General features: G+C 41.2%; 15 protein-coding genes and 1 tRNA gene. 12 read left to right on the top strand and 4 right to left on the bottom strand.

Translation table 11 applies throughout. The annotated features are described in order from the left end of the window. Positions 1–292 precede the first annotated feature (292 nt). From NFR88_RS10750 to NFR88_RS10720, 7 genes are all read left to right on the top strand, one after another. Positions 293–1507, top strand: coding sequence for a cofactor-independent phosphoglycerate mutase (locus NFR88_RS10750; protein ID WP_251615873.1), 1215 nt, complete (start codon positions 293–295; stop codon positions 1505–1507). A gap of 140 nt (positions 1508–1647) precedes the next feature. Next, positions 1648–2547, top strand: a complete 900-nt coding sequence (locus NFR88_RS10745) for a D-alanyl-D-alanine carboxypeptidase family protein (RefSeq protein WP_251615871.1) — start codon at positions 1648–1650, stop codon at positions 2545–2547. A gap of 6 nt (positions 2548–2553) precedes the next feature. Beyond that, complete coding sequence (locus tag NFR88_RS10740) at positions 2554–3870, top strand: D-alanyl-D-alanine carboxypeptidase family protein (protein WP_251615869.1); 1317 nt, start codon at positions 2554–2556, stop codon at positions 3868–3870. A gap of 1 nt (position 3871) precedes the next feature. Further along, positions 3872–5707 carry an excinuclease ABC subunit UvrC gene (gene uvrC / locus NFR88_RS10735; RefSeq protein WP_251615866.1) on the top strand — a complete coding sequence of 612 codons (1836 nt, stop codon included), beginning with the start codon at positions 3872–3874 and terminating at the stop codon, positions 5705–5707. 86 nt (positions 5708–5793) lie between these two features. After that, positions 5794–6069 carry a DUF1292 domain-containing protein gene (locus NFR88_RS10730; protein ID WP_160202734.1) on the top strand — a complete coding sequence of 92 codons (276 nt, stop codon included), beginning with the start codon at positions 5794–5796 and terminating at the stop codon, positions 6067–6069. 106 nt (positions 6070–6175) lie between these two features. After that, positions 6176–7555 (top strand): NAD(P)/FAD-dependent oxidoreductase, encoded by a 1380-nt coding sequence (locus NFR88_RS10725; RefSeq protein WP_251615864.1) that lies wholly within the window; start codon positions 6176–6178, stop codon positions 7553–7555. Positions 7556–8086: 531 nt separating this feature from the next. Continuing rightward, positions 8087–8169: transfer RNA gene (locus NFR88_RS10720), tRNA-Leu, on the top strand. 59 nt (positions 8170–8228) lie between these two features. On the opposite strand, the gene NFR88_RS10715 is transcribed toward NFR88_RS10720, so the two are convergent. The 4 genes from NFR88_RS10715 to NFR88_RS10700 all read right to left on the bottom strand — a co-directional run bounded on the left by NFR88_RS10715 (position 8229) and on the right by NFR88_RS10700 (position 11325). Then, a complete protein-coding gene (locus tag NFR88_RS10715; RefSeq protein ID WP_251615863.1) occupies positions 8229–9425 on the bottom strand; it encodes a tyrosine-type recombinase/integrase in 1197 nt (398 codons plus the stop codon). 66 nt (positions 9426–9491) lie between these two features. Next, the gene (locus tag NFR88_RS10710) at positions 9492–10673 is read right to left on the bottom strand and encodes a J domain-containing protein (protein WP_251615861.1); all 1182 of its coding nucleotides are present in this window, start codon (positions 10671–10673) and stop codon (positions 9492–9494) included. A gap of 28 nt (positions 10674–10701) precedes the next feature. Further along, the gene (locus tag NFR88_RS10705; protein WP_251615857.1) at positions 10702–10953 is read right to left on the bottom strand and encodes a hypothetical protein; all 252 of its coding nucleotides are present in this window, start codon (positions 10951–10953) and stop codon (positions 10702–10704) included. Positions 10954–10965: 12 nt separating this feature from the next. Beyond that, positions 10966–11325 carry a helix-turn-helix domain-containing protein gene (locus NFR88_RS10700; RefSeq protein ID WP_251615856.1) on the bottom strand — a complete coding sequence of 120 codons (360 nt, stop codon included), beginning with the start codon at positions 11323–11325 and terminating at the stop codon, positions 10966–10968. Positions 11326–11530: 205 nt separating this feature from the next. On the opposite strand from NFR88_RS10700, the gene NFR88_RS10695 reads away from it, so the two are divergent. From NFR88_RS10695 to NFR88_RS10680, 5 genes are read left to right on the top strand one after another with little or no spacing between them, the layout of a single operon-like run. After that, on the top strand, positions 11531–11719 hold the full coding sequence (locus NFR88_RS10695) for a helix-turn-helix domain-containing protein (protein ID WP_251615854.1): 189 nt from the start codon (positions 11531–11533) through the stop codon (positions 11717–11719). A gap of 17 nt (positions 11720–11736) precedes the next feature. Then, positions 11737–11955 (top strand): helix-turn-helix domain-containing protein, encoded by a 219-nt coding sequence (locus tag NFR88_RS10690; RefSeq protein ID WP_251615853.1) that lies wholly within the window; start codon positions 11737–11739, stop codon positions 11953–11955. Then, positions 11942–12067: a hypothetical protein gene (locus tag NFR88_RS15075; protein WP_285813861.1), complete on the top strand. Its 126-nt coding sequence runs from the start codon at positions 11942–11944 to the stop codon at positions 12065–12067. The genes NFR88_RS10690 and NFR88_RS15075 overlap by 14 nt, the downstream gene beginning before the upstream one ends. A 12-nt stretch (positions 12068–12079) precedes the next feature. Beyond that, on the top strand, positions 12080–12304 hold the full coding sequence (locus NFR88_RS10685) for a hypothetical protein (protein WP_251615851.1): 225 nt from the start codon (positions 12080–12082) through the stop codon (positions 12302–12304). Then, entirely contained in the window at positions 12294–12644 is a 351-nt protein-coding gene (locus NFR88_RS10680) for a hypothetical protein (protein WP_251615849.1), read from the top strand. The genes NFR88_RS10685 and NFR88_RS10680 overlap by 11 nt, the downstream gene beginning before the upstream one ends. Positions 12645–12703 lie beyond the last annotated feature (59 nt).

Raw genomic sequence — 12703 nt, 5'->3', positions numbered from 1 at the left:
TGGTGCATTTTTTAGAATGTAAAACCGACATTCTGCATCATTTATGGTGAAATAGAGGCTTATGGTGCGGATTTTCTTGATTGGGCTTTAAAATGAACCATAATTCTGGATTGAAATGGAATATTATGGAGAATTCGATTCCGGATTTGATGTTTACAGTTTCCAGATGAAAGCGAATTAGCAGTAATTATAGGTTTTTGTGCACCATTGTTCTCGTTTTCGGATAAAATGGTGCAAGTATCGTTTCTATTTTGAGACAGTCTTTTGCGTTAAAAATAAAAGGAGTAAATCGATGAAATATTTAATTTTGGTTCCCGATGGGGCAGGTGATGAGAATATCGAACAGCTGGGCGGAAAGACGCCGCTGGAAGTTGCCAATATGCCTTTTATCGACGGACTTGCGGCAAAGGGAGAAATCGGCATGGTAAGAACCGTGCCACCCGGCATTGCACCAGGTAGCGATGCCGCCAATCTTGCGGTAATGGGTTATGATCCTACGGTCTATTTGACCGGTCGCTCACCACTAGAAGCTGCCAGCATCGGTATTGAGATGTCTGATACTGATGTAGCATACAGAGCGAATATCATTACACTTTCCGGCGAAGGCGCTTATGAGGATTTAATCATCAAAGATCACAGCTCGGGCGATATCACTACAGCAGAAGCAGATCAGTTGATTCAGGCGGTAAATGAGGCTTTTGCTGATGATGAAAAACTGTTTTATACCGGAACCAGCTATCGGCACTGTCTGATTGTACATAACGGTGAAACTGGCTTTGACCTGACACCTCCTCATGATGTGCTGGATCAGAAGGTAGGAGATTATCTGCCGAAAGGTGTAGGCAGCGAGTTTTTGACAGAGATGATGAGAAAAAGCTACGGGATATTAAAGGATCATCCAGTCAACAAGGCACGCATCGAAAAAGGACTGAACCCGGCTAACTCTTTGTGGATTTGGGGTCAGGGCAAGAAACCGCAGCTGTCTTCTTTCTACGATAAATATCAGATTACAGGAACTGCCATCAGTGCAGTCGATTTGATTAAAGGCATTGCAATCTGTGCAGGTCTTGACTCTGTTGATGTAGAGGGGGCGACTGGAACGCTCCACACTAATTTCGCTGGAAAGGCAGAAGCAGCTATCAGAGAATTTAGAGACGGCAAGGATTTTGTCTATGTCCATCTGGAAGGTCCTGATGAATGCGGACACCAGGGGGATATGGAAGGAAAAATTCAGTGTCTTTCCGACATCGATAGTAAAGTGCTGAAGCCGATTGTGGAGGCTCTTCGTGCTGATGGTGAGGATTTCAAAGTACTGGAGGTTCCTGACCATAGAACGCCTCTTGCAATCAGAACCCATTCATCTACGCCGGTGCCATACGTAATTTACGACAGCAGAAATGAAAAAACGGAAGACAGCAGTCGTCAGTTTAACGAAAAGGCAGGCATCGCAGCAGGTACTTATTTTGAAAACGGATTTGAGCTTGCGGATTATTTCTTTAAAAATTAAAAATTCTATCGAAGCAGTCAGCGGTGGGAAATTCCTGTCGCTGATTTTTTTATAGAGAAAGGCAAGTTGGCTATTCAAAAACGCATGGATTCATGTTAGAATAAATTTAGAGATAAAGATTTTAATAAGGTGGGTATATGATGGAGACTCAAAAAAATCACTTATGGAGAAATAAGGCACGAAAGGCGGCGGCGGTGCTGCTTTCTTTTTCTTTGCTTTTTACAGCGGTAGGTACAGGCAGTGCTGTTTACGCCGCGGAAAAACCGGAAAGACCCGAGATCAGCGCAAAGAGCGGCATTGTCATTGACGGAGAAACTGGCATTACTATTTATTCTAAAAACCCTCACATCAGACGGGACCCCTTGAGCACCACCAAACTTTTGACCTGTATGGTGGCACTGGAGCATTTATCGCCGAAGGATACGGTGACCGTAACAAAATGGGCGGCAAACACCGGCGGCTCGACAGCCTATTTAAAGGCCGGAGAAAAGGTAAAAGTCAAAGACTTGATTTATGCGGCTCTTTTGCCATCGGGCAATGATGCGGCTGTGGCACTGGCTCATGGTGTATCTGGATCTAAGGCTAAGTTTGCAGTGCTTATGAATCAGAAGGCAAAGGAACTGGGCTGTGTGGACAGTCACTTTTCAAACCCCCATGGATGGAAAGCAAAAGATCACTACGCTTCCGCATATGATATGGCAAAGATTGCAAAGGCTGCCATGGAGGTAGATTTAATTAGAACAGCATGCAGCACGGAAATGTATAAAATGTCGAAAACCAATAAACATAAAGCGAGATACATATCTACGACTAATTATTTGGTTGCGGGAAAGAAATACCCAAAATCTGGGGTTTTTGCAGGAAAGACCGGCACCTGGGATGGCAAAAATGCGTCACTGGTTTCAGCCTGTCAGCGGAAAGGAAAACTGGTCTACGCAGTAGTGCTGAAAGATACTACTGGCGGAAGATACACATCGACCAATAGAATTTTGAATTACAGCTACAAAAAACTGACATGGCAGGCTGAGAAAGAGAATTGATAAACTATGAGTAATGCATTGAAGAAAACATTATCTATACTGATTGTCATGATACTGCTGTTTTTTGCAGAAGCGCATGTCTTTGGCGCACAGGTGGAAAAACCGGATGTGACGGCAGGAGGCGCTATTGTATATTGCCAGAATACAGGAGAAGTTGTTTATTCTAAGAATATGAACAAAAAAATTGCTCCGTATAGTGTAACCAAGCTGATGACGGTGCTTCTCGCAGTGCAGAATCTGCCTTTAGACAAAGAAGTAACTATTTCTCACGCGGCGGCTTCCCAAAAAGAGGCTTCCATGAATTTAAAAGCAGGAGAGGTTTTAACCGTAAAAGATTTGATTTACGGCGCGCTGCTGCCGTCGGGCAATGATGCTGCTTATGCTCTTGGCGAGGCAGTATCTGGAAACATGAAGGATTTTGTTAAGCTGATGAATAAGACGGCTGTAAACATCGGCTGCGAAAACACCCAGTTTAAGAATCCAAATGGTATGAAGCAAAAAGGTCATCACACTTCAGCCTACGACATGATGCTGATAACTAAGACCGCATTGTCTAACGATGTTATCAGAAAGGCGGCAGGAAGTACTTCCTACACTGTAAAAAAGACCAATAAGAGCAAGGAACGAAACCTGAAGACGCATCTCAGTTTTTTAAAAGATAAGGATTCAGGCGTTTATGGTGGAAAGACAGGCTATTGGGATGCCAACAACTGCAGTATCGCTTTGGGCTACCAGAATGACGGACTGGAACTTTTTATTGTAGTGCTGGGAGATACGGCAGAAGAACGGACCAATGATGTAGAAAAACTGATTCGTTATGCCTGTGCTAAGGTAGAGGGTGTAAAGGTTATTGGCAAGGACAAAGAAAAAGGCAAGGTAAGAATCAAACACGGAGAAAAGACCAGTGTGGAGGCTTACACTGCAGAAACAGGTTATGCTTATTTGCCGAAAGAGGCGTCTAAGTCATTGGTTGCGACGCAGACTGTTATGCGCAGTGATATAGAAGCACCGGTTAAATCTGGAACTGTTGCAGGTAAGCTGGAAATCTATGTGGGTGATGAACTTGTTAATGAGGTCGACTTAATTATCAAAGAAGATATTGAAACTGGCTGGTTCACTTCTTATCTGGGTATTTCCAATTTGGCGGCAGTTTTAATCGGCATTTTTATCGTTGTGGCAGCTGTAGCTTATGTCTGGATTTCTGCGGCAAGAGCTAGGGCACGCCGTCGCAAGAGAAGACTGCGCCAGCAGAAGGTGATGGAAATCGCTTTAGAGGAAATGCGAAGAGAACAGGAACATAAGGAAAGAGATTGGCGGTTCTGACATGTTTGATATCAAAGAGAATTTAAAAAAGCTCCCGGATTGTCCGGGAGTTTATATGCATAAGGATAAACTGGGTCAGGTTATTTATGTTGGAAAGGCGATTTCTCTGAGAAATCGCGTCAGACAGTACTTTCAGAGTGCGGCAAAGACCAACCCCAAGGTACGGGCGCTGGTTTCTCATATTGCAGAGTTTGAGTATATCACCTGCAGTACGGAGATGGAGGCACTGATTTTAGAGTGCAATTTAATCAAGAAGTATATGCCCAAATACAATGTGCTGCTGCGGGATGACAAGACCTATCCGTATATAAAGGTGACCACGACAGAGGATTTCCCCAGAGTTGTAAAGACGCGAATCATCGCAAAGGACGGCAATAAGTATTTTGGTCCCTACAGTGATGCAGGTGCAGTGAATCAGATCGTTGAGCTGCTCTCCAATATTTACTCGCTGAAAAGATGCAGCGCCAGAGAGTTTCCTGCAAGTCACAGACCTTGTTTGAATTTTCATATCAATCAGTGTCGTGGTGTCTGCGCAGGAAAGATCAGCCAAGCAGAATATAGGCAGCAGATTGACAAGGTGCTTGAGTTTCTCGGCGGAAAAGAAAAGCCGCTGCTTCGCAGTCTTTCGGAGAAAATGCAGGAGGCTTCGGAGAAATTGGAGTTTGAAGAAGCCGCCAAATATAGAGACTATATCTTGTCTATTGAGGCAATTTCCGAAACGCAGCGCGTTACCATGGTTCATGATAAGGATTTGGATGTGGTGCTGCCGGTCAAAGACCAGGAGAATTCTTTTATCGTACTGTTTACTGTCCGTGACGGTAAACTTTCCGGCAGAGAAAACTTTCAGATTCAAACTGGGGAAAACGATGCGAGAAGTGAAATGGTAATGGAATTTATCAAGCAGTATTACAGTCAGTGGGCTGTTGTGCCGCCGGAGATATTGGTAGAAGAGGAACCTGCTGACAAGGAACTTCTGGAAGAATTTTTGAGCAGGGATGGCAGAAAAGTACGGATTTTTGTGCCGCAGAAAGGGGAGAAGCGGGCACTTCTGAAAATGGCACAGAGCGATTGTATCGAAATGACTAAGACACTTTCACAGAAGGCAAAGCTTAACGAAGAAAAGCAGACGGCAGTACGGCAGCAGGTAGCAGATGTGATGCGGCAGGCAGGCTATATTCCGGAAGAAAAGAAGGCATATCGGATTGAGTCCTATGATATTTCCAACACTAACGGCGTGGATTCTGTCGGAGCAATGGTGGTCTTTGAAGGAACGAAACAGATTCGCAGGGATTACCGAAGGTTTAAGATAAAAACCATTGAAGGCCCTAATGATTACGGCAGTCTTCAGGAAATGATTTATAGAAGATTTAAGCGAGCGAAAGCAGGAGATTCGGCATTTGCAAAGCTTCCTGATGCAATTTTTATGGACGGCGGACAGGGACAGGTCACTGCAGCGAGAAAAGTACTCTTTGCGCTGGGGCTTGATATTCCGGTGGTGGGTATGGCAAAAGATGACAGCCACAGAACCAGAGCGATTGTTTTTGAAGACGGAAGAGAGATGGAACTTCGGGAAAGACCTATTCTATTTAAATATGTAGGAACTATTCAGGAAGAGGTGCACCGTTTCGCGATTGACTATCACAGAAGTCTGAGAAATAAAAATGCGATTCGCTCTGTCCTCGATAATATCAGTGGTGTAGGGCCGACCAGGCGCAATGCGCTTTTGAATCATTTTGAGTCCATCGACAATATCAAAAAAGCCTCCTTGGAACAGCTTTCAGAGGTTCCCGGCATCACAGAAACAATCGCAAAGAACATAAAAGAATATTTTAGTTGATAAATTTCAGTAATAATGGTATATTATTAAGATAGTGAAGAAACAATTGGAAGCCGGTACAGATTCCGGCGAAATGGAGGATTAATATGGCAGAGAACAAGAACAACATGCAGGACGAGGCTGATATCATCACTTTAGAGTTTGAAGACGGCGTTGAACTGGAATGTGAAATTATGGGTATTTTCGATCATGCCGGTAAAGATTACATTGCACTGATTCCATTGGATGATTCAGATGATGTTTATCTTTATGGATATAATGAAGTCGGTGAAGACGAGTTTGAACTGGTTGATATTGAAGATGAAGAACTGTTTAACAGTGTTGTACAGGAATTCGATGCAATCATGGCAGAAGCTGAATAAAGTACTGCCGACCGAAGGCTTGTAATTCATAAGAACCGCTTCTATGAGGCGGTTCTATTTTTTGCGTGTGCCTAAAGCAGGTACTGATAAAATAAGGAGAAGGACGATGAAAAAATATGATATCATCATCGCAGGTGCAGGAGCCAGCGGTGTTTTTATGAGCTATGAGCTGACAAAGCTTTCTCATAAGGCAAGTGTTTTAATGCTGGATAAGGGAGCGCCGCTTGAGAAGAGAGTCTGTCCGATTAAGACAGGCAAGACGAAAACCTGTGTGAAATGCAGTCCGTGCCATATTATGAACGGCTACGGCGGCGCAGGAACTTTATCTGATGGAAAGTACAATATCACGATCCAGTTTGGTGGTGACTTGCACAAATATGTCGGAATAGACGAAGCGCTGGAATTGATGGAGTATGTGGACAGCGTACTTTGTTCCATGGGCGGTTCTGAAGCTAAGCTTTATTCCACTGCCGATTCTGATTTGAAAACTCGCTGCCTGCAGAATAATCTTCATCTGTTGGAGGCAAAGGTACGCCATCTGGGAACGGACAGAAATATTGAAATTCTTGGCAGAATTTTTGACTATATTAAGGAAAGAATCGACACTCAGTTTTATACGACCATAGAGGATGTGGAGCGTGCGGAAGATGGCAGCTTTGTGGTGCATACCAATAAGGGCGATTTTACGTGCGACAAGCTGGTACTTGCAACAGGAAGATCTGGATCCAAGTGGATTTCTGGTGTTTGCGACAAACTGGGAATTGAGCAGAAAAAGAACCGGGTTGATATCGGCGTCCGTGTTGAACTTCCAGCTGAGGTATTTAAACATATTACCGATGCAGTTTATGAGGGCAAAATTGTCTATAAGACAGATCGCTACAATGATATGGTGCGAACCTTTTGCATGAACCCTTGCGGTGAGGTGGTATCGGAGAATACCAATGGTATTGTTACGGTCAACGGACACAGTTATGGAGACCCGTCTCTGCATACGGAAAACACCAACTTTGCGCTTTTGGTATCCAATACTTTTACCGAGCCTTTTGAAGATAGTAATGAATATGGCGAATCCATCGCTCGTCTTTCTAATATGCTGGGCGGCGGTGTACTGCTGCAGAGATTTGGTGATTTAGTTAAAGGGCGTCGCAGCAGTGCAAGGCGCATGGAAAAATGTTTTACCCGCCCGACCCTTGGAGCAACGCCGGGGGATTTGAGTTTGGTGATTCCAAAGCGACAACTTGATAGTATCATTGAAATGATTTACGCTTTGGACAAAATTGCGCCAGGAACGGCTAATGAAGATACGCTGCTTTATGGTGTAGAAGTCAAATTTTACAATTCTAAGGTGCGAGTTGATGAAAATCTGGAAACCTGTGTACCGGGGCTTTATGCCTTGGGTGATGGTTCTGGTGTGACACACTCTCTGTCGCAGGCTTCTGCCAGCGGGGTACATGTGGCAAGAATTTTAGCAGAGCAATATCGGTAAAACGTAGAGCTGCCACAGACTTACGGAAGAGTGTTTGCATCAAGATTGCCCTCAGGGTGATGGTTCACATAGAGATGCTAAAATGAATTACAGAACTTTACCCCTAGCTGGTTCAAAAAAAGGAAAATCTAACAGAGATTACAGTTAAAAGAGCAGTGGAGAACGACTTCTTTGTACTAATTTATTTGTATGAGGAGAAAATATAGGATAAAATCGGGTTGCGGAAACAATCCACTCCTTTTTAGCCTGATTTGTAGATATATTTTCCTTTTTTATGGCAAACAAAGGGTGAAGTTCTGTAATGATAAAAAATTTTTCAGTGAATGTATCAAGCTGACTGATGTTTGGCTCAAAGTAATGGGATTTGCTAGGGCAGGTTTATTCAGCGAAAGGAAATTATTCTCAGCTATAGTCAATGTATCAGGAAAAATACGAAGAAACTCCAAAAAAGTTAAAAATTTTACTTGCATTTTTTCTGTAGTCATGTATAATAGAATAGTCGGCAGGAACACAGCTGATAAAATTAAATATGCGGTCTTGGCGGAATTGGCAGACGCGCACGGTTCAGGTCCGTGTGGGAAACCGTGGGGGTTCGAATCCCTTAGACCGCACCAAAGAAATGTTGAAAATCCAACGGTTGTGACCGTTGGATTTTTGCTTGACTACATTTTGACTACATTTTTCTTATTCTTTGATAGAATTGCTCAAGTTTGTCAGATATATCTTTATCAGTGTTTCTAAAATAATATTCGTACACTTCTTGTGTGATTCTAGTATTGGTATGCCCTAATCTTTTTGAAACGTCTATAATCTGAACTCCAATAGATGAAAGGATTGCTGCATGTGTATGTCTTAAATCGTGTAAAGTTGTATCTCTTAATCCGTATCTTTTTAAAAATCGTTTGAACCAATGGTAAGTATTATGTGGGTGATGTGGCGTACCCTCTGCGACTGTGAATACATAGCCACTATCTGTATATTCCTCTCCTAAAACGATTTTATTATTTCTTTGATAAATTTGTAAGTCTTTCAGCATTTCCATAACAAAATCAGGAACAGTTATTATTCTTACAGAGCCTTCGGTTTTGGGAGTATCTTCTATTACACCATCGTTTGGCACCATGAGCCTGATTCTTTCGATATTTATAGTACTTTCGTTAAAATCTATATCTTCCCAGCGCAAACCCATAGCCTCACCTATACGCAATCCAGTAAATAGTATTAACAGAATGGCAGTTGCATGACATTTCCCGGTATTGGTGTCTTTTTCTTTGAATAATAGAGAGATTAAGTCGGCAATTTCATGTTCTTTATAGAAATCCTTTTGAATTTTATATTTCTTAGTAGATTTAGGAACTTTTACGTGTTCGCAGGGGTTCTTTTCAAGTAAATCCAAATCCTCAATGGCGTATTTGTAAAGTGTACTTAGTAAAGATAAGGCATTTTTTATAGTTTTTGGAGACAGTGGTTCTCCTGTCCTAAGATTCTTTCCGTTCTCGGATAATTCCTTCACCCAATTACGAATTTGAACCTTTGTAATTTTACTAATTTGTCGATTCCCAAAAAAATCTTTTATCTGGTTGTTGTAAATAGACTCATAGCGTCTTGCAGTCGAAACCTTAAGCTCTGTACTAATATTACCGTTGTGAGCCATAAAATCATTGAATAGAGCGTTTAAGGTTGTAGAGTCGCTTGTTGATACCTTGCCATTGATTATGTCAGCGAGGAACAAAGCTGCATCCTCTTTTAACTTTTTTTCCGAAACATAATCAACCTCTCTGTAATAGCGACAAGGGGAACCGTCAAACTTTTTTCCACGGGTTATAGTGATTTGTACTTTTCCGTTATTTCTATGCTTAAAACTTGCCATATAAACCTCCATTTTGGGTGCAAAAATACCCCAGCGCCAACTGGGGCTGTTTTTGTTGATTAATTTTTATTCGCTTTTTAAAGATTCCTCACATACGCCGTATACATAGTCCTGATAATCCCAGAAATCTTTTATTGTATTTCCATTGATAGGGTCTATTGCGCCTAGAGCATCATCATAAGAATCCAATCCAAGCCATTCAGAAGCGAGATAACAGTACTTATCTTTTAAAGTATAACTCATTAGGTCTATAGATAAATCTTCTTCTGCTTTTTGGATGAATTCTTCGCAGTTATTCCATCCAAACAAAATAGCCAAATCATTGAAGTTATCGTGTGCTCGTCGGGTTTCTTCAATTGTGAATACTTCGGTTGAATCAATGTATGAACTCCCGTCTGTATCAGGCGTATTAGTAGTAAATGCGGGTTGTAACATGCAATAGAGTCCACCACTTAATAATACAGTAATGGAAATCAATGCAATTAACTGTTTAAAATAAATTTTGGTGTTAGGAAAGGCATCTTGATTGAAAAAGAATAATCTTTTTTCAAAGTACAGCAGGTTTAATGCCGAAAATACTATTCCTGCAACAAGTGAACTTGCAAGGTATGAATCATCTTGCAAGTAGTTCTCCAGATTAGAAAACGTTCTTAAAACAGGGAGCATAGCCAAATACAATATATTTACATAATATGCCCGTTTAGAAAATTTCCTAAGAGAGAAAGTTAAATAAATTGGAAGGATAACCATTGCAATGTCAAAAGCCAAAAGCATGAGCATTAGAACAGACAAATATCCCCCCATAGACAATAACTCCCCAGCACCATCTTTGGATAGTTCCAATATAGTGGCTATTCCTCCTGAAATAGCACTTATAATTAGCCATACATTGATATAGAATGAGAACCAAGCCATTTTAGGTCTTTTTAAACTTGAATCAGGATGAGGGGATACAAAATCGCTAGATGGCTCAGTGGTATTGCTTTCATTTTGAATTGACTCTTTCTCAAACTCAGCGGCATCTTTTGCAAAACATTCAGCAGCCAGAATCGCATCATAATACATTCTTTTGTCTGGATCTGAAAGTACTTCATAGGCTTCATTAAGTTTTGCAGTGATTTCATGTGCAAATTCTGGGTCACCTGTATAAACATCAGGGTGATATTTGCGCAATAAACCCTTATATGCCATTTTTATAACTTCATCTGAGGCATCTTCCCTAATTTCAAGTAATTCGTAATAGTTCATTGGCATATCCTTTCAATAATATTAACGTTTATATCGCAAACTCGTATTTCGACTTGCGAACTTCCTTTTCTACTTCATCAACTCCAACTTCTTTTGCTTTATCAAAATCAGCCTCTAAAATATGTAGCTGCTCATGATAACAGGCAAGCCTTTGACGCTCGTCCGAAAGACGGGTGTTTAAAACAATGGTATAAAACGGCTCTCCATTGTCATCAAGATTAGCAACCGTGTAACCATCTATATCACACGGTAAGTTTTGATAAATGACTTTGCTGTTCATTTCATCACCTTCTTAATCCTTTGTCATTTGTTGAATCATGTTATTTATAGCTTCAATGCTTTCTTTGGAAACATTGCGGCTAGCTTTGAATAATACCTTTAGTTCTGGTCGAGTTGCCATCTCCTGCGCCATCTCAGATACTTCTGGGTCAAAGTAGTAACTCTCTGCCTCTTCTCCGGTAAGCAAATAATCTGTACTTACATTTAAGTAATCAGCAATGTCTGAGATGTATCTTGATTTTGGTTCACTTCGCTGATTTCTCCATTGACTTACTGATGACTTATTTACCCCAATATATTCAGCAAGTTTAGAGTCAGATAATTCCGGAGATGCATCTATTAAGTCGCATATTCTCTTTGAAATTTCAAACATATTGTACCTCACAAAAAAAGTTTACAAAAAACAACTTTTGCTATTGACAAGTTTAGAATGAACAACTATAATAGAGATAAAGTTAAGAAAAGACAACGAAATCCTAACTTTATGGTATGCACTAGTTGCTTTTTGTGATTATAGTAAATTTAGAATAGCATACTAGTTGTGATTTGTCAACTAATAATGAGAGGAGGAATCTGATTTGTATGAGAAATTTGAACTACTATTGAAAAATAGAAAACTTTCAACTTACAAAGTATGTAAGGAAACTGGCTTGAACAAATCCATGTTTAGTCACTGGAAAGCGGGACGATATGCTCCGAAAGTAGATAAGCTTAAAATTCTTGCCGATTACTTCGGCGTATCAATTGAATACTTTTTGGAGGAGTAAGAAAGGAACGGAAGTGAATGGAAAAGAACCAAATGCCCGTATATTACTCCGCAAAACAGGTGCTTAACATTTTAGGCATCTCAATGTCGACTTTGCAGCGGATACAAAATCGGGGAGAAATAACCCCAGAGTGGGCGGGAGGGCAGCGGAGATACTCAATACAGGAAATCGAAAGATACCTTAAGGAGAACAGTAAGAAACATAAAGAAAGAGGTAGAAACGATGAAAGAATTTAAACCAGGAGGAAAGTACTACAAGAGCAACCTACATGTTGCCCTAGCCCTTATAGGATTTATATTTGGAACGGTAGGCGCTTATGCAGCATTGTGTGCGCTGATGGCATTTTGAGGAGGAAAACAAATGATTAAAGCAACATCAACTAAAACAGACATTCACATCACAATTGAAGGAACAGCTTCGGACATTATGTGTGAATTAGGAGAAACCATTTCAGCTGTATATGGCTTATTTAAAAAGGAAATTGATGCTGATAACGCAAAGCGAGAACTCTCATATTTAACGGAAAAAGCAATTCTCAAGGCAGAAAAAGAAGCGGAGGAAGCGGTGACTGAAAATGAAGGGTAAAGAAAAAGCGCCCGAAGGCGCAATCATAAAAAACCAACCTGATGATACCACAAAAATGATGGTGTTGTCAATGCTAACCAATAAGCCGCAGGATAGATTCACACTGGCGGCGGCAATCGGAATCAATGAGAGAACCTTTAGAGAAGCTGTTCGGCAGCTGCGGCGTGAAGGTTATCAAATCATATCCGAGTCAAGAGGACACGGATACCGGCTGGGAACAAAGAAAGAAGCCAAGGTAATGGCGCGGGAACTCCGCAGCCGGGCATATGACATGCTAAGAACAGCAAACGCTATGGAATCCCAACTTGACGGACAAGTAACGATGGAAGAGGTGATGTAATGCTTTGGTGTGAAAACTGCAAAAAAGCGGTAGAACCGCAAGAAATGGTTACATACGAC

It is taken from the genome of Senimuribacter intestinalis (assembly GCF_943192965.1).
In the GTDB taxonomy this organism is placed as follows: Bacteria; Bacillota; Clostridia; order Peptostreptococcales; family Anaerovoracaceae; genus Senimuribacter; species Senimuribacter intestinalis.
Note: the sequence above shows the minus strand (reverse complement) of the source record. Positions and strands in the feature narration are given on the sequence as shown.